Below are 17,364 nucleotides of genomic sequence, written 5' to 3' on the forward strand. Positions count from 1 at the left end.
ATTATTTCTCCTCATCTTCCGCAGCTGCTGAGGGCGAAGAACTCTCAGACGAATCGGCGCCAACGGATCCCGAATTTTCAGTGGAGCGCTCCTGCGCCGCAGCAGCGCCAGAACGGGAATCTCCGTAGTAACCGCGCTCACGCCGCTCTTCAATCAGCGCATAGATTCCGCCCAGACCATTCATCGATGGCTTGGCTGCCGCTGGGCGGCGGCCAATGATCTGCATCACCGGCGCCATAACCAAGAAGGAGACGACCAAGTCGAAGATCGTGGTCAGACCCAAGGTAAACGCGAAGCCCTTCACCTCACCGATGGCGAGGAAGTAGACGATGACAGAACCAATCAACGTCACCGCGTTACCGGTCACGATGGTGCTGCGCGAGCGCTCCCAGGCCTTCCGCGTAGCGGACCTAAAGGTTCTACCTTCTAAGAGCTCGTCCTTAATGCGCTCGTAGTAGACCACGAACGAGTCCGCGGTCGCACCGACACCAATGACCAAACCTGCGATACCGGAAAGGTCGAGTGAGTAACCAATCCAACGCCCCAGCAACACAATGGCGCCGTAGGTTAGCAGGCCGGAGCCAAGCAAGAAGATGACGGACACACCGCTTAACGCGCGGAAGTAGTACAGCGAGTAAAGGATGACCAAAATCAAGCCTGCCAAGCCAGCCCACAGGCCAGCTTCTAGCGCAGCCTTACCCAGTGTCGGAGGAATGGACTCCACCGTGCCGCCAGGCTCGCCGTTTTCGCCGGCGAAGGACAGCGGCAATGCGCCGTAGCGCAGGTTATTGGCCAGGTTATTGGCTTCTTCTTGGCTAAAATCACCGTTAATGGAGGTAGCGGAACCGTACGGGGTAGCACCCTGGATGACCGGCGCCGAAATAACACCCGAGTCAAGAGTGATGGCAATCTGATCGTTCAGGTGGTCCCGCGTGAGGTCAGCCCAAGTCTGGGAACCGTTCGGGCCATCGCCAGTCTTAAAGGAGAAGCTGATCTCCATCTGACCAGACTGCGGGTTGAGGCCACCGTTGATCGGGGAATTGGTATCAATCTCATTACCCGTCAAACGGGTACCGTCTTCATCCTTAACGCCATTGAGCAACGGTGCTGGCTCCAACACGTAGGGAGTGCCGCTGTCATAGTCACAGGTAACAAAAGGCTTGGACGGATCATCCGCACCAGCCAGTGGGTCAGAGGAGCCCTGACAAGTAAGGAGCGAAGAGGCCGCTGCTTGCGTTGTCGGATCGTCCGATTGGCGGTCCTTTAACAACATCTCGGTGATTTCATCGCGGCGCTCGGTCTGCTCGATGGAATTAGAAGGCTCGTCCAGAGGCTTCGCGGAAACCTTCGGAGCCTTGACGTCCTTCGGTTCCTTACCCTCAGCCTGCGCTTGTTGTTGGGCGACGGCCTTGGTGACGTCTTCCATTTTCTTGTTGGCCTCGTCCTTCTCTAGGACGCCATATTTGACCCAGCGGTTAGCCATGTCCTCTAGCTCTTTGTCGAGCTTTTCCATATCCGGCGCGGAGGGTTGCGCCACTGGACGGAAGTAAAGCTGTGAGGTCTGCCCCACTGCCTGGGCCTGCGAGGCATCCTCGCCCGGCACGGTGATGACGAGGGTATTGCCGTTAATGACGACCTCGGAACCTGACACACCCATGCCATTGACGCGCTGTTCCAAAATATTGCGCGCCTGCCGTAGCTGGTCCTGGGTGGGGTCTTCACCTTGTGGGGCCAAGGTAACGCGGGTGCCGCCCTGCAGGTCGATGCCTAGCTTTGGGGTGGCTTGGCGGTTTCCGGTGAAAAAGACCAGCGCATAGATAACGACCACGATAAGCCCAAAAAGCGCAAGGGCGCGTTTGGGCCATTGGCGGTTGCTATTTTTCATAGCGCCTCGAGATGATGCGGACAACGATATTCTCCTGTGCACTGCAAACCAGGGTGATTAAACATTAAATACGGCCCGCCCGATTCGGCGCGGGCACGTTAACAACGCACAATCGTACGTCATGGAACAACATTTTCCTTAACGGGGTCCGCGATTCAGCGAAAATGTGTCAGGTTCTACGTTTCTCTTAAGCCAATTGCAGGCTCATGGAACACTAGCCGTGTGCACAAGGTACGCCCGCGCCTGCCTTCGTTGAGAGCACGGGCTATAACGAGGAATTAGCGGTCGGAGGACTGCTCGCCTTCCCCGCCGTTGAATCCACCATCTTTATTGTTCTCACCGTTATCGCGCTGCGGCTCTCCAGCATTGTCCGCACTACCGCGATTAAGTTTCTGGGCTTCGCTTTCGGTGCGAACAACCGCCATCTTGTCAAAGGTAAGGGTAACTCCCGGGGAAACCTCGAGGTCCACACTGGTATCGGTGGTTCCGCGCACCACACCGTGGACACCGCCGGCGGTCACGATGCGGTCCCCATTCTGCAGGGAATTTTGCAGCGATTGCATGTCGTTTTGGCGCTGGCGTTGCTTACGCATCGCCATAAAGGAAGGAATGATGAACAAAATGACAATGATTATGAGAAAGATGATTTCCATAACTTTCCAGTATGCCAGACTGTTTGGTTCACAAAAACCATCGGCTAGTTCCATCCCATGGACCCCACCAGCGAGGTGCACATGGGCCCTTAAAACAGCCCAATTGCCCCATCCGGAGGCGTCAGGCCCAGGTGCTGCCATGCGGCTGCGGTGGCTACCCTGCCCCGCCCAGTGCGCGAAATCATGCCGGCGCGAACCAAGTATGGCTCACACACCTCCTCCACGGTGGAGGGTTCCTCGCCAACGGCGATGGCCAAGGTATTAACACCCACCGGCCCGCCGCCGTGGCCATTGATCAGGGCACTGAGGACGGCGCGGTCCAGCCGGTCCAGCCCCATTTCATCAACATCGAATACCTCCAACGCCCCCTGCGCGGCGGAAAGATCGATGCGCCCGGTTCCATTGACCTCCGCATAGTCGCGCACGCGGCGAAGCAGGCGGTTGGCAATGCGCGGAGTGCCGCGCGAACGCGAGCCGATCTCAACGGCGGCATCATCGTCGATGGCGACGTCCAAGATATGTGCCGCACGCTTGATCACATGGGTGAGATCCTCGGTGCTGTAGTACTCCATTTGGGCGGTAAAGCCGAAGCGATCCCGCAGCGGTCCCGTCAACATTCCTGCTCGCGTTGTAGCCCCGACCAAGGTAAACGGCGGGATCTCCAACGGGATCGAGGTAGCACCCGGCCCTTTTCCCACAATCACATCGATGCGGAAATCTTCCATGGCCATATAGAGCATCTCTTCGGCGGGCCGGGCGATGCGGTGGATCTCATCGATGAAAAGCACGTCGCCTTCCATGAGGTTCGAAAGCATCGCCGCGAGGTCTCCCGCTCGTTCCAGCGCTGGGCCCGAGGTCATGCGCAGCGACGTCCCAAGTTCCTGCGAAATGATCATGGCCATCGTAGTCTTACCCAGGCCGGGCGGCCCCGATAACAGGACATGGTCCGGGGTGACCCCGCGGTTCTTAGCGCCCGTAAGCACGAGGGAAAGCTGCTCCCTGACCTTTGGCTGCCCAATAAATTCCGTTAGGGATTTCGGGCGCAGGGAGCGCTCGATATCGTGTTCTTCGGCGTGAGCGGTGGCTTCCACATCACTATTGTGCTGTGAATCGTGCGCCTCATTCATTCCCTCCGGGAGGTTGAACTCGGTGCGCTCAATATCGGACATGCTGTAGCCTTCGTGTCTTCTTGACGTCGTGTTCTTTTAGCCCTGCTTACCCAACTGGGCTAGGGCCGCGCGCAGCAAGGTTGACGTATCCGCCGCAGGGGCTTCGGCATATGCCGCCTCCACCACGGGGCGGGCCGCCTTCTCAGTAAATCCTAGGCCCAGGAGGGCTTCGGTGACACTATCGACAACTGGGCCACCGCCGCTTGCTGCCGCCGGCGCCGCATCAGCCGTTGGAGCTCCAGCAAAGCGCTTTACCTTATCTTTTAGCTCCAGGGTAAGGCGTTGGGCCATCCGCTTGCCGACGCCCGGAATAGACTGCAGCGCCTTCACATCCTCCCCGCCAATGGCTGCGGCAAGCTCTTCTGCCCCCATGACGGATAATGCGGCTAAGGCGAGTTTGGGCCCCAAGCCAGACACGGATTGCAGCACTTGGAACATCTCTCGGTCATCATCGCTGGTGAAACCGTATAGAGTCAATGCATCTTCCTTGACCACCAAGGTAGTGAGCACAAAAGCGGTTTCTCCGCGGCGCAGGGTTCCCAACGTCTTTGCGGTGGCCAAGAACTTATAGCCCACCCCGCCGCATTCAATAACGCCGTGATCTAAACCAATGTGGAGGACTTCTCCCCGCAATGCCGCAATCATTTTCTACCGTGCCTTCCTACCTGTGTGCGCGTTCTGCATGACCTTTTAATTAATAAAACTTAGTGTGTGGGCGGTATATCAGGGCTTGATGCTCTTCCCCCGCCCGCGGACACCACTGGTCTTTGCGCCAAGCCCTAAACCAGTACTATCCATCCTCACGATCGCTGGCGCCCGCCAACAGTGGCAGACAGCCAGCGCCAATGCGTCCGCTGCATCAGCCGGCTTGGGTGGTTCCGTAAGCCCCAGGATACGAGTAATCATCGTCGTCATTTGTTTCTTATCTGCGCGCCCGTTGCCAGAAATGGCCTTTTTTACTTCGGACGGGGTGTACATATACACCGGAATATTCCGCTCGGCGGCCGCGAGCACGAGGACTCCTACGACGTGCGCAGTCTGCATGACGGTTGAGACCTGGCCGCGTTCGAAGACGCGCTCTATAGCAACCACGTCGGGCGAATAATCGTCCATCCATTCCTTGGCCGCAACGGACAGCCGCAGGAGCCGCTCGGTCAAATCTTTATCACTCGGGGTCCGCACCACGCCAACGGAGACAGGAAGAATTGCGCGCCCGCGGCCAGCTTGAACTACGGACAGGCCACAGCGAGTTAGCCCAGGGTCGATGCCCATCACGCGCATGCCTTCGATATTCACACCCGCCCACTCCCTGTTCCGCGGCCTCGTCGTTCCTAGTCTTAATTCCCCATTATGTCTTACACACACATGTTCTACAACACGGCGCAACTTTTAGGCTGTCCCAATAAAAACACAACAAAGCTCGGCACCGGAATCTCCGCATGCGCGAAGAGCCGCCACCGAGCTAGTGCCTCCAATATGTGCAGTATTCTTACTCTGCGTTGAGTTCTGCTAGCACCTCATCGGAGAGGTCCATATTGGTATATACGTTCTGGACGTCGTCGGATTCTTCCAAAACATCGATGAGGCGGAAGATCTTCTTGGCGTCATTGGCCTCGAGAGGAACCTCGACGGAGGCACGGAAATCGTTATCGGAGTCATCAACCTCGATGTCTGCTTCCTTGAGGGCCTCCTTGACGGCCTGCACATCCGTGGGTGCGCAGATGATCTCAAATTTCTCGCCTTGGTCTTTGACCTCTTCAGCGCCAGCATCGAGGACTGCCATCAAGACATCGTCCTCACTCAGCTCGCCCTTTTCCACCAAGACATAACCGGTGCGGGAGAACATATAAGCAACCGAGCCGGATTCGCCCAGGTTGCCGCCATTCTTGCTCATCGCGGTGCGGACATCGGTAGCCGCGCGGTTGCGGTTATCGGTCAAGCATTCAATCAGCATTGCGACACCGTTGGGGCCATAACCCTCGTACATGATGGTCTCCCAGTCGGCACCACCGGCTTCTTCACCAGAGCCGCGCTTGCGGGCGCGTTCGATGTTGTCATTGGGGACGGAGGCCTTTTTGGCCTTCTTAATCATGTCATCGAGCGTTGGGTTGGCCGCAGGATCACCACCGCCGGTTCGCGCCGCCACTTCAATGTTCTTAATGAGCTTGGCAAATTCCTTGCCGCGCTTGGCGTCATTGGCAGCCTTCTTGTGCTTGGTAGTTGCCCATTTTGAGTGGCCTGACATTAAGTCCCTTTCTAATTGGGTTCTAAATCTGTTGACAATTATACGTGCCCTGCACGAACTGGGAAAAGCGCCCCCATGATACGGACGCGTCGCTAGACGTTGTGCCAATTGCCGTGCGCAGAACCGCTACCTAAGTTTTCATCAAGGAACCGAGTCAAGCCTTCTTGATTGACCAATGCAACGAGTTCACCCTGCTCATTGAATAATTTACCGCGCGCGATGGCCGTTCCTTGCGCCGCTGTGGGCGATACCTGCTCATAGAGCAACCACTCATCCACGCGAAATGGGCGAAGAAACCACACCGCATGGTCAAGGCTTGCCAATTGCACCTTATCCCCTTGGTGCGGAATGAGCGCCGCCCGAATAAGGGTCATATCAGACATATACGTCAGGGCAGCGCGGTGGAAAGCGGGGTCACTCCCAAGCTCGCCCGTATTGCGGAACCAAATATGGCGATATCCGGCACCTGTCACCTCCGCGGCGGCATCATCGCGGCCCTCATCGGGCACTAAACGGATATCCCAATCGGTCCACTCCTTCAAAATAATCCGGGTGGAATACGGCACCCCACCGCCACGGCGAGCGGCTTCATCGGGGCTTAATACCTGCGGTGCCACGTCCTGATGCTCGGGTCCTGCATCACCTTCGCGGTGGAAACTAGCCAGCATAATAAAGACGAGGCGGCCATCCTGGATGACCCGAACCTGCCGGCTAGCAAAGGAACGACCATCACGCAGCCTTTCTACCTGCAGCTCCAGCGGCTTTTTCGTATCACCTGGGCCAACGAAATAACCGTGGAGGGAATGCACCTGCTTCCCCTCCACCGTCTTTTGCGCCGCGGTAAGCGCCTGCGCGGCAACTTGCCCGCCGAAGGTGCGCTCAATCTGCGAGGGGATCGCTGGGCCAGAAAAGACATCCGTATCTTGGGTGCCTTCTAATGCCAAAACCTCAGAAATGGTGCCCACAGTCATCCTTTCTTGTGCGCCTACTATGCGCTACATCACGTAAGTCTTCGTCTGCCTTGCCACCCTACTCCCCGGGGCAGCCCAACCCCGGTGACGAGAAACCTGATTCGAACTACTCAACGACCAAATTTTTCCCTAGAATCTTTTGGGTGAAAAGATTCGCGACAGTTCCTGCGGTATGGGTGGGCTGGGTTCTCGCCCGCTTGGTTTTGGTCTATTTTTTGAAGCTCGACCACAGCGCACGCGGCGATGTTGCCTATTATTTCGCCGGCCTTTTTGGCACTGATCCCACGCAGATGACCGAATACCCCCACGCGGGCACGTGGCCCACCATCATCTTAAGTTGGTTCACCGGTGGAGACCGCGGCGTGTTCTACATTGGCTTTACCATCATGACGCTGCTTGTCGATGCCACCTTCCTCGCCCTCCTGCTGCGCCACCACGAACGCAATAAGCGCGTTTTTCTCGCCGGTTGGTTCTGGGTCTTTTTTGGCACGGCTGCAGGCCACGTCTTTGTGTGGCGCCTCGATATTTTTCCTGCCGTCGTCGTCGCTGGGGCCGCAGCGCTCCTTATTTCTCATCCCAAGACCGGCGCCGCCCTATTAGGCTTCGCCACCACCATGAAGCTCTGGCCAGGCGTCCTCGCAGCTGGACTGGTCGGGCGCTTTAATAGCACCAATTCCTGGCTGCGCTTGGCGTCCTTTTTCGGCTCGGTTGCCGCCCTTTCAGCATTGACAGTTGTCACCTCCGGCATGGACCGTCTGCTTTCCCCACTGAACTATCAGGGGGTACGCGGACTCCAACTTGAATCCATTCCGGCGACAAACCTGCTGTTACAGGCACACCTGAACCCAGGTAAGTGGCATTTGGGATATGCCCCGTCCAAGAGCTTTGAAATTTCAGGTCCGGGCGTCGATACCGCCATCATGTGGAGCTCCATCGCGACGGCCGGGATGCTGGTATTCGCCTTGAGCTGGGCGCTGTACCGTTTCTTCGCCGGAGGGTGGACCGCGCGAACCACCGTCGCCTTCTTCACCCTTATGGTGCTGCTCCTCATAGCAACCAATAAAGTATTTTCTCCCCAGTACATCATTTGGCTCGGACCGCTATTCGCTGTGGTAGTACGCCAAAAGCTCCCCGCCGGGTTTATACCCATCAAGATCTGTCAGGGCCTCCTCGCTGTATGTGCAGTTGCAGCCGCCGCGCTTGGCACCTACGTCTACCCGTTCCACTATGACTTCGTGTGGAAGTACGTGGGCGAAAACCTGACTCCGGTCTACGTACTCGTCGCCCGCAACGTGCTCATCCTCGTAGCGGTGCTCTTTGCACTTATATGGTTCATCCTTGAGGTAAGCCTGTCCCGCCGCATAGAAAAGGCCATCGTGGCAGCAGGCGGCTCGGAAACGAGCGCGGAAGCCGGCGCAGAGAACGCGTCCTCGCCGAATACGGGGCGAATTAACGTGCCTGGCTCCGACGCCCCTACCGAGTCTGAAGCGAGCACCGATGCCACTACGCAGACACCCCGCAGCTAAATTCTTAATCCGCCAGCATGTAGTCGAAGTACTCCGGTAATTTAGCGGTTCCGCCGAGGTGGAAGAAGCGCACTGCGGGCCGCAGGCGCAGCGCGCGCGTATCGCTAACTGCCTCGTTATAGAAGCGATGCGCCAATTGGATGCGGCCTTCCGCATCCGCCAAGGCGGCCGGGCGCTGGCCTACCGGAAAATCGCGCACAATGGCGGCCGAAAGCTCGCGCTCTACCATGGTGCGGGCTTGAAAATGCCCTTGCGAAAGCTCGGTGGATTCGGCCCTTTGCGCCAAGGCCGCAAGTTCCGGGGAAACTGCCGCCGTTACCGCCGCGCGCCGGTCCAACGCCGCCTGCAGTTGCGCCAGCGCAGCATCGGTGCGGATGTGCAGGAAATTTAGCCGCTGCGCTGTGAAAATGGCCCACGATCCCACAAGAATTAGAATAAGCAGCGCGATGGTTATTTCTATCGCCATCATCGCTTCACCCTCACCTTCGTGCCATCTTGCACCGTTTCATAAACCTGCATGACCGCCGCGGCAACATGGTCCCAGTCATACATCTGGGCGCGCTGCACGCCATTGCGCACCAATCGCCGCCGGTAGTCGCCATCATCCAAAACTTGGTTGAGCACACGTGCCAAATCGGTGGCATTGCCAGTGCGGAATAGCGCTCCCGCAGGCTCTTCCGATTCCGCGTTGCAGACCGCCCGAAAGGCCTCCAGATCCGAAGCCACGACGGCGGCACCGGCGGCCATGGCTTCTACCAACACGATGCCAAAGCTTTCCCCGCCCGTATTGGGCGCCACGTAGACATCGGCCCGGCCCAAGATTTGTGCCTTTTCTGCGTCGCTGACGCGCCCGACAAAATCCACGCCCTCGACCTCGCGGGCACGGCCGCCACCCATAATGGTGACGCGAATATTCGTGTTGACCTGACGCAAAGCGGCCAACAGAATATCCAGGCCCTTCCGCGGCTCGTCGAGGCGGCCGAGAAAAACGACCTCGAGTGGGGCATCGGCAAGCGCGGGCTGGCTTTTCTTGCGCGCTAAAGCGTAGACGGAGGTATCGACGCCATTGGGAATCAGGACAGGATCGCCACCCAATTGCTCCACCTGCCAGCGCCGCGCCATATCCGATACCGCGATGCCGCCGCGAATCTTTTCCAAAAAGGGCACGAGGAGCGGCTTTGCCAGGGTCAGGATGAGGGAATTGGCCGCCGAGGCGTGGTACGTCGCCACCATGGGGCCGTGCGCCACGGCCAAGGCGGTCATGGAAAAACTCGGGGAATTGGGCTCGTGGATATGCAGGACATCAAAATCACCGTCCTGAATGAAGCGCTTGACCTTGCGGGTTACCTTTGGCCCCACCGACAAGCGCGCAACGGAGCCGTTATACGCAATCGGGAAGGCCGGGCCGCCCTTGACCACGAAATCCGGTAGCGGTGTGGTCTCTGCGGCAGGACCAAGAACCTGGACAAAGTGACCTTGTTCTATAAAAACGGTGGCCAGGTCGAGGATGTGGGCCTGCACGCCACCAGGTTCATCAAAAGAATACGGGCAAATAATACCGATGCGCATTAACTGGAACGTTCCTTTCGCGCTTGCCGGCGCCGCTCCACGTCCTCGTTCCATTGCGGCTGCAGCATGTGCCAGTCTTCGGGGTGGTGCTGGATATTAGCCGCAAACCCATCCGCCATCCGCTGGGTGGTCTCCTTAATATCGGTAACCTGAACTTCTGGAGACACCGACAACCCCCAGCCATCGCCTTCAAACCACGAGTGCACCACGTGGAGTGCCGCGCCGGTCTCAATGGCTAGCTGTGCGGGACCTGCCGCCATATTGGCTTCCTCGCCCATGAAATCTACCGTGATACCGCGGCGGGTAATATCGCGTTCCGCCAATAAGCAGACCACCCCGCCCTCCTGCAGGGCTTCCTTCAGGCGCGCAAAGGGCGTGGCCGCCCCACCGGTAAGCGGCAGGACCTCAAACCCCAGTTCCTCGCGGTAATCCACGAAGGCATCAAATAACACCTCCGGCTTTAACCGCTCCGCCACGGTGGTAAATTGCCCGTAATGTCCCACCAAGAAGACCCCAGCCATATCCCAGTTGCCGGAGTGCGGCAGCGCCAGGATGACGCCCCGTCCAGACTGCGCGGAGGCGTCGAAGTGCTCGAGCCCCTTCAGGCCGCTCATGAGGCGCTCGTGCAGCTGGGGATCCGCGTGAATCGCGGGCAGGCGAAACGCCTCCATCCAATAGCGCATATATGAACGCATGGAATCGCGTACCAATTCGCGCGTGACATTTTCTGCCCCCACAACGCGGGTAAGGTTTCCCCGCAGGCCGTCCATGCCCCGCCCGTGGTCGCTCGCGAAATCCGCTACCCACCGGAAGATGGTGCGCGCTACCGGCTCGGGCAAGCGGCGAACTACCTTCCAGCCCGCCAAATAACCAGCCGCTGCTACATCTTGTTTATCCCACATGGTGCCGGGTCCTCCAGAAAAGTCAGTGCGCAAACCACGAACTAGCCGGAATGATAGCCCCCGCTGCGCCCACGGTCGCTAATTTTATATCCCAGCATCCTGGCGCGCTGCAATGGCAATGCGCTGATACACGGTAAAGATTGAGCCGACCGCCAAGATCCACAGCGATACCGCTGCGGCGTAATCTACACCCAAGCCCTCAAGGCCGATGCCGCCCAACGCGAGAATGAGGCGCTCAGGGCGCTCAATAAGGCCACCGACCATGGTGAAACCGGAGGCCTCTCCCCTAGCCTTGATATAGGAAATGACCTGGGAGCACACCAAGGTAATGAGGCAGGCCGCCACTGTCCATTTGGACGCGTCTGCGGTATAAACCAGCCACCACGCGATGGCGCAGAACAACGCGCCATCGGTAATGCGGTCACAGCTCGCGTCCAGTGTGGCACCAAAGGCGCTCGATTTGCCGGTCAGTCGGGCCATGGTGCCATCGAGCATGTCAAAGGCGGCAAAGAGGCCGGATAGTACGGCGGCGATAAAGAGGTGGCCGGTAGGAATGAGGATCACCGAAATAGCGATGGTCACAATCGTGCCTACAACCGTGACCACGTTGGGTGTTAGCCCCAACTTTAAAAAGGTCTTGGCTATAGGTTCCACCACCACGGCGGCGGGCTTTCGCCCATGCACGCTAAGCACGCGAGTCCTCCTCTTCCATGTCACGCCACCCCTCTGCCAAGACACGACGGGTGTCTTGCAGTAGTTGCGGTAATACCTTAGTCCCATCGAGGACAGTCATAAAGTTACTATCCCCGGGCCACCTTGGCACCACATGCAAATGCAGGTGGTCTCCCACCGAGCCGCCGGACGCGCGCCCCAAGTTAAAGCCCACATTAATGGCCTCTGGCTGTGATACACGCTTGAGTACCCGCACCGCATTTTGGGCAAAGGCCATAAGCTCGTGGGATTCTTCCTCGGTGAGGTTTTCCAGCTCGGATTCCTTGCGGTACGGCACCACCATGAGGTGGCCGGCGTTATAGGGAAACAAGTTGAGCAGCGCATATACCGTTTCACCCCGCGCGATGATGAGCCCGTCCTCATCGCTGCCCTTCGGGGCTTCCACGAAGGGATCCTCGGACCGCTGCGCGATATAGGCCATCCGGTACGGTGCCCACAGTCGCTCCAACCGGTCCGGCTCACCGGCACCGGTATCGACGAATGTTTCCTCGCTTTGCCCCTTCTGCGGATTAGCGCCGGGCACGAATGAGCTCTTCTGTCGGCTGCTCGTTGGTGCGCTCTGCTACCCACGTGGAGATGAGCTCAACGGCTTCATCGACCGGCACGCCGTTGACCTGCGTGCCATCCAGGAAACGGAAGGAGACCGCACCGGCTTCCACGTCGCGGGCGCCGGCGACCAGCATGAAGGGCACTTTGCCCGTCGTGTGATTGCGGATCTTCTTCTGCATGCGGTCATCGGAGGTATCTACATCCGCGCGAATGCCCTTGCGGCGCAGCTTTGCGGCGACGCCCTCCAGATGCGGCACGAAGTCATCCGCGACTGGGATGCCCATGACCTGGTGCGGTGCCAACCACGCTGGGAATGCGCCCGCGTAGTGCTCAAGAAGCACACCGAAGAAGCGCTCGATGGAGCCGAAGAGGGCACGGTGGATCATGATCGGGCGCTTCTTCGTGCCATCGGATGCGGTGTATTCCAGCTCAAAGCGCTCGGGCAGGTTGAAGTCCAGCTGCACCGTGGACATCTGCCAGGTACGTCCAATGGCATCGCGGGCCTGAACGGAGATCTTCGGCCCATAGAACGCCGCACCCTCAGGGTCAGGAACGAGCTCAAGACCGGACTTTTCTGCCACGGACTGCAAGATCGTGGTCGAGCGCTCCCAAATCTCATCGGAGCCGACAAATTTATTGGGGTCCTTGGTGGAAAGCTCCAAGTAGAAATCGGAGAGACCGTAATCCTCAAGCAGCGAGATAATGAAGTCTAGGACCTGGGTGAGTTCCTCTTCCAGCTGCTCTTCGGTGCAGTAAATGTGGGCATCGTCCTGGGTAAAACCGCGCGCACGCGTCAGGCCATGCACCACGCCGGACTTTTCGTAGCGGTAGACCGTACCGAATTCGAACAGGCGCAGCGGCAACTCGCGGTAGGAACGGCCGCGGGATGCAAAGATCAGGTTGTGCATCGGGCAGTTCATCGGCTTGGCGTAGTAGTCCTGCGGCTCTTTGACGGTATTTCCCTCGGCGTCGTACTCGCCATCGAGCTGCATCGGCGGGAACATGCCATCGGAGTAGAAATCAAGGTGGCCGGATTTACGGAAGAGGTCGCCCTTGGTGATGTGCGGGGTATTGACAAAGGAGTAGCCCGCCTGCACGTGGCGGTTGCGGGAGTGGTTTTCCATCTCCATGCGCACGGTCGCACCGTTGGGGTGGAATACGGGGAAACCGGAACCGATCTCATCCGGGAAGGAGAAGAGGTCCAGTTCCTGGCCCAGGCGGCGGTGATCGCGCTTTTCTGCCTCTTCCACCATGGTCTGGTAGGCGGCCAATGCGTCCTTAGACTCAAAAGCGGTGCCGTAGATGCGCTGCAGGCCAGCGTTAGCCTGGTCGCCGCGCCAGTAGGCGGCGGACGACCGAGTCAGGGCAAAGGCCGGGATGTATTTCGTGGTGGGAACGTGCGGGCCGCGGCACAGGTCGAACCATTCCACCTCGTTGGTGCGCGGGTTCACGTTGTCATAGTGCGTCAGATCGCCGGCACCCACCTCGGCGGCCTCGTCGGAGTCTGGGTCCACATTGCCTTTGTCCTGGATAAGCTCCAGCTTGAAGGGCTCATCCTGCAAGGCCTGTTCCGCCTCAGCCGTAGACGCATAGGTGTGGCGCTCGAAGCGCTGGCTGCCCTTAATAATCTTCTTCATCCGCTTTTCCAAGGCCTTGAGATCCTCCGGGGTGAAGGGCTCAGCGGTCTGGAAATCGAAGTAGAAGCCGTTCTCAATGGACGGGCCAATGCCCAGCTTGGTGCCGGGGAACTCGGCCTGCACGGCTTGGGCCATCACGTGGGCGCAGGAGTGGCGAATAACGGCGCGTCCATCTTCCTCACAGGCGGCTACCGGGACAAATGTCGATTCCTCATCCGGGGTGTGCGAGAGGTCAAAAAGAGTACCGTCCACGCCGCGGACTACCACGACCGCCTCTGGGCCCTTATTGGGCAGGTCCAGCTCGCGGAGAGCCGCACCAACCGCTTGCCCGGCTGGCACGGTGAAGGATTCGTAATTTACCGGTGCTGCGGGAATAAGTTCCGCCATATTCGCGCTCCTTTTTGCGCTCGCGCAGATACGGCATACCTGGCCGCATCCACTAGTTAAATTTACGGATCGTCATTCTACAGGCCAGCATGCGTGCAAAGCGATTCCGCCCACCACGTTTCTTTACCATCGCTGCCTTTAGTTCCCGGCGGGCAGAAATACATCGCCGAACCGATGTGGGTCAGCCACTCATTCAACAGGTCCGCCTCATCGAGGCGCGCCTGGATGGGTTCGAATTGCTTGGTGGGATCCTGCTGGTAGCAGATGAAGATTTGGCCGATATTGGATAGTTGGCCGTCCTTGCCATCCGGCGGCAGCTCGTAGTTATAGGGCCGGCGCAAAATCTTTTGCTCCGGGTGGTCCTTCGGCGCTGTCGCGCGCGCCATGTGGGAGTTCTTATCGATGACCGGCAAGCCATACTCATCCGTGACCTTAAAGTCCGCCTCATCGAATTCCTTATCACCCGTAAGCGGTGCCCCGTTTTCCAGCTTGCGCCCCACCGCATTTTCGCGGGAGGACCGGTCCAGCTTTTCCCAGGTATCGAGGTTCATGCGGATGCGGCGCACCACCATGGCCGCACCACCCTGCTGCCACTTCGGGCCATCCTCGATCCAGACCTGCTCGGCGAATTGTTCATCGCCGCGCGGGTTCACGGTGCCATCTTTTTGGCCGAACATATTGCGCGCGGTCTCGCCCTTTTCGTGGCTGCCGTAGGCATTGATAAAGCCCTGCTGCAGCCAGCTAACTTCGGCATAATGCTCGCCTGAGCGCACCATGTGCCGCAGGGCGTAGGTATTCATCAGGGGGTCATCGCTGCAAATCTGCAGGACGATGTCAGTTTGGCCCCACTTGTCTTCTAATTGGTCGCGGGAATAGGCGCGGACATCGCCAAGCCACTCCGGCTTATCCACGCCCAGCAGCGAGAAAATGTGTTCACCCAACCCACACGTAATGGTGAGATTCGCCGGCTGGCGCACCATTTCCGGCTCCAAGGTCCCCAACGGGGGCTTGCCCTTACACAGCGCACGCGCATCCTCGGTCCACAGCTTCATCAGGCGGGCAAAGCCCTGCTTGCCGATGCCCCCTTTGAGGTTAAAGCCCACCAAGTTCAGGTGTGCTTGCTCCGGCGTGTCAATGCCGGCCTGGTGTGGGCCGTCGAAAGCCACGGTGGCATCAGCAAGCGGGGTGTTGTGTTCCTCCGCTTCAGCGTGTGGTGTTGATTTATCCGCGTTGCATCCCACCAGCGCGAAGGCGCTGGTAGACACTGCAGCGCCGGTGAGAAATCCCCTTCTGCTGAATCCCGTCATGATTAGTGCGTGTGCTTTTCTTTCTTGTCGTCGTTGCCGGAGTGGTCGTGGCCTGCATGATCGGAGTGATCGTGGCCCGCGTGACCGTGGTCCATGCCGTCCATGTCGCCGTAGTCCTCATCGCCGGCACCCATGGTGCGAGCCTGGATGGCGCCCAAGTCAAGCTCCTCGCCGTCAGACAGGGTCAGCGTGAGTTCAAGGGAATCGCCCGGCATGATGCCTTCCTTCATGCCCATCAACATGAAGTGATCGCCACCCGGCGCAAGCTCGTGGCTCTCGCCGGCCTTGATGACCAAGGGGCTGGACTTTTCTCGCATCTGGCCATCGACGGTCTCGTGAATCTGGTTCATCTCTGCGTCCAGGTTCGTGGAGAAACCGGTGATCTCGATGTCTTTATCCGAGTGGTTGACCAAGGTGCCAAAGATGGCGGTCATGTCCTTGTCTTCGTTCGCGCGGACAACAGCGTCCTCGAAGGTTAGGTCCTTATCCGCTGCCGCAGTGGATTCGCTGGCTTCTGCAGTCGAAGATGCAGCTGAAGTCGAGTCCGAGTTGCTGGAATCGTTCTCGTTATCTGGGGAGCAACCGGCAAGAACCACGGCGCTGAGGGATACGCCGGCAATCAGGCGGGAAATTTTCTTAGTCATTATTTGTGACCTTTCGAGTCGTTTCGACGGGTTTTTGCGATCAACAAAGCCAGAACGGCCGCTATGGCCAGCACACCGCCCACTCCCAGAATGATTTTCACCGAGGTGGGCATATCGCTCGAAGAATCTGCAGCTCCATCTGCATCTGCAGCATCGGTGGAAGAAGCACCATCGCTGTCCTCACCTTTCACCGTAAATGAGACGCCACCGCGTGTGGCGTGTCCGTCCGAGGAGGTGATGTTGTAGCCCACCTGGTAGTTACCTGGGCCGGGGTCGACATCATCTGGAGTCGTGATCGTCAGATCGCGATCATCTAGCTCCGGCTCCTGGCTAAAGATCTGTTCCCCAGTGTCCTTATTGGTTACCGCAAAGGTGTTGAACTGGTCCTTTGGAATGCCGGAGAACTCCAAGGTGATTTCCTCAGGAAACTCCTCGAGCTGGTCGCCCTCCTTTACGGTTCCGCCCACGACGGAATCGTGCGCCAGTGCTACGGGTGCGGATCCGCCGGCGATAAGCGCGGCAGCTCCCACTGCCATTGCCGTGCGACGCAACCAAGGTACGCGATGGCTCATTTTCAGCTCCTTCAGTTCTGAATTTTGCGTGTGCATGCAAAGACATCCTAATCCCACCGAATGGCTTGGTGACAATCGTGGTCATCAGTGTGTCTCTTCAATAGTCGGTAACAGTATCTCTATAGTTCCGCACCGAAGCGAAAAAGTCTGCGATCTCCATCACTTCAGAAGAGTGGGGTGTGCCAGATACAAAAAAGCCGCCTTGGTGACAAGGCGGCTTGAATGGAGCGGATGACGAGACTCGAACTCGCGACCCTCACCTTGGCAAGGTGATGCGCTACCAACTGCGCTACATCCGCAGGTAAATCAAAAGATTCACCAAGGGTCATCAGGTGACCCTCGTGCGCGATACTGGGATTGAACCAGTGACATCTTCCGTGTCAGGGAAGCGCTCTCCCACTGAGCTAATCGCGCCCAATGCCCAAAGGCATTAAGTTGAGGTGGAAACGGGAATCGAACCCGTGTGCACGGTTTTGCAGACCGTTGCCTCACCACTCGGCCATTCCACCGTGGCGATACCGCCTCACACAATACAGTGCTGGAGCGGATGACGAGACTCGAACTCGCGACCCTCACCTTGGCAAGGTGATGCGCTACCAACTGCGCTACATCCGCA

General features: G+C 58.4%; 17 protein-coding genes and 4 tRNA genes. 1 reads left to right on the forward strand and 20 read right to left on the reverse strand.

Going from position 1 to position 17,364, the window contains the following annotated elements; genetic code table 11:
• Nucleotide 1 precedes the first annotated feature (1 nt).
• The 7 genes from secD to ABRP87_RS08835 all read right to left on the reverse strand — a co-directional run bounded on the left by secD (nt 2) and on the right by ABRP87_RS08835 (nt 6,923).
• A complete protein-coding gene (gene secD / locus ABRP87_RS08805) occupies nt 2–1,885 on the reverse strand; it encodes a protein translocase subunit SecD (protein ID WP_349868384.1) in 1,884 nt (627 codons plus the stop codon).
• Between the two features lie 278 nt (nt 1,886–2,163).
• Nucleotides 2,164–2,538 (reverse strand): preprotein translocase subunit YajC, encoded by a 375-nt coding sequence (yajC, locus tag ABRP87_RS08810; RefSeq protein ID WP_349868386.1) that lies wholly within the window; start codon nt 2,536–2,538, stop codon nt 2,164–2,166.
• 89 nt (nt 2,539–2,627) lie between these two features.
• On the reverse strand, nt 2,628–3,707 hold the full coding sequence (gene ruvB, locus ABRP87_RS08815) for a Holliday junction branch migration DNA helicase RuvB (RefSeq protein ID WP_023022590.1): 1,080 nt from the start codon (nt 3,705–3,707) through the stop codon (nt 2,628–2,630).
• Between the two features lie 36 nt (nt 3,708–3,743).
• Entirely contained in the window at nt 3,744–4,352 is a 609-nt protein-coding gene (gene ruvA / locus ABRP87_RS08820) for a Holliday junction branch migration protein RuvA (protein ID WP_349853782.1), read from the reverse strand.
• A gap of 78 nt (nt 4,353–4,430) precedes the next feature.
• On the reverse strand, nt 4,431–5,003 hold the full coding sequence (gene ruvC / locus ABRP87_RS08825) for a crossover junction endodeoxyribonuclease RuvC (protein ID WP_349868387.1): 573 nt from the start codon (nt 5,001–5,003) through the stop codon (nt 4,431–4,433).
• A 193-nt stretch (nt 5,004–5,196) separates the two neighbouring features.
• A complete protein-coding gene (locus ABRP87_RS08830; RefSeq protein ID WP_023022595.1) occupies nt 5,197–5,952 on the reverse strand; it encodes a YebC/PmpR family DNA-binding transcriptional regulator in 756 nt (251 codons plus the stop codon).
• Between the two features lie 92 nt (nt 5,953–6,044).
• Complete coding sequence (locus tag ABRP87_RS08835) at nt 6,045–6,923, reverse strand: acyl-CoA thioesterase (RefSeq protein ID WP_349868389.1); 879 nt, start codon at nt 6,921–6,923, stop codon at nt 6,045–6,047.
• Between the two features lie 143 nt (nt 6,924–7,066).
• On the opposite strand from ABRP87_RS08835, the gene ABRP87_RS08840 reads away from it, so the two are divergent.
• A complete protein-coding gene (locus ABRP87_RS08840; protein WP_349864227.1) occupies nt 7,067–8,449 on the forward strand; it encodes a DUF2029 domain-containing protein in 1,383 nt (460 codons plus the stop codon).
• 4 nt (nt 8,450–8,453) lie between these two features.
• Here ABRP87_RS08840 and ABRP87_RS08845 read toward each other — a convergent pair whose 3' ends face one another.
• From ABRP87_RS08845 to ABRP87_RS08905, 13 genes are all read right to left on the reverse strand, one after another.
• Entirely contained in the window at nt 8,454–8,915 is a 462-nt protein-coding gene (locus ABRP87_RS08845; RefSeq protein WP_034659215.1) for a hypothetical protein, read from the reverse strand.
• Complete coding sequence (locus tag ABRP87_RS08850; protein ID WP_023022603.1) at nt 8,915–10,018, reverse strand: glycosyltransferase family 4 protein; 1,104 nt, start codon at nt 10,016–10,018, stop codon at nt 8,915–8,917. Before ABRP87_RS08850 ends, ABRP87_RS08845 begins: the two co-directional genes overlap by 1 nt.
• The gene (locus tag ABRP87_RS08855) at nt 10,018–10,920 is read right to left on the reverse strand and encodes a phosphatidylinositol mannoside acyltransferase (protein WP_349868391.1); all 903 of its coding nucleotides are present in this window, start codon (nt 10,918–10,920) and stop codon (nt 10,018–10,020) included. The genes ABRP87_RS08850 and ABRP87_RS08855 overlap by 1 nt, the downstream gene beginning before the upstream one ends.
• An 84-nt stretch (nt 10,921–11,004) precedes the next feature.
• A complete protein-coding gene (pgsA, locus tag ABRP87_RS08860; protein WP_023022606.1) occupies nt 11,005–11,613 on the reverse strand; it encodes a phosphatidylinositol phosphate synthase in 609 nt (202 codons plus the stop codon).
• Nucleotides 11,606–12,175, reverse strand: coding sequence for an HIT family protein (locus tag ABRP87_RS08865; protein WP_349868393.1), 570 nt, complete (start codon nt 12,173–12,175; stop codon nt 11,606–11,608). Before ABRP87_RS08865 ends, pgsA begins: the two co-directional genes overlap by 8 nt.
• Nucleotides 12,162–14,225 (reverse strand): threonine--tRNA ligase, encoded by a 2,064-nt coding sequence (gene thrS / locus ABRP87_RS08870; protein ID WP_349868395.1) that lies wholly within the window; start codon nt 14,223–14,225, stop codon nt 12,162–12,164. Before thrS ends, ABRP87_RS08865 begins: the two co-directional genes overlap by 14 nt.
• A gap of 77 nt (nt 14,226–14,302) precedes the next feature.
• Nucleotides 14,303–15,532, reverse strand: a complete 1,230-nt coding sequence (locus ABRP87_RS08875; protein WP_349868396.1) for a Dyp-type peroxidase — start codon at nt 15,530–15,532, stop codon at nt 14,303–14,305.
• 2 nt (nt 15,533–15,534) lie between these two features.
• Nucleotides 15,535–16,176, reverse strand: a complete 642-nt coding sequence (locus ABRP87_RS08880) for a copper chaperone PCu(A)C (RefSeq protein WP_349868398.1) — start codon at nt 16,174–16,176, stop codon at nt 15,535–15,537.
• A complete protein-coding gene (locus ABRP87_RS08885; protein ID WP_039885991.1) occupies nt 16,176–16,748 on the reverse strand; it encodes a copper resistance CopC family protein in 573 nt (190 codons plus the stop codon). The genes ABRP87_RS08880 and ABRP87_RS08885 overlap by 1 nt, the downstream gene beginning before the upstream one ends.
• A 223-nt stretch (nt 16,749–16,971) precedes the next feature.
• Nucleotides 16,972–17,047 (reverse strand) — tRNA-Gly (locus ABRP87_RS08890).
• Nucleotides 17,048–17,090: 43 nt separating this feature from the next.
• Nucleotides 17,091–17,162 (reverse strand) — tRNA-Val (locus ABRP87_RS08895).
• 24 nt (nt 17,163–17,186) lie between these two features.
• Nucleotides 17,187–17,257, reverse strand: a tRNA-Cys gene (locus ABRP87_RS08900).
• Nucleotides 17,258–17,287: 30 nt separating this feature from the next.
• Nucleotides 17,288–17,363, reverse strand: a tRNA-Gly gene (locus tag ABRP87_RS08905).
• Nucleotide 17,364: the final 1 nt, after the last annotated feature.

Origin of the sequence: Corynebacterium sp. KPL2830, assembly GCF_040225635.1 — a bacterium.
GTDB lineage: Bacteria > Actinomycetota > Actinomycetes > Mycobacteriales > Mycobacteriaceae > Corynebacterium.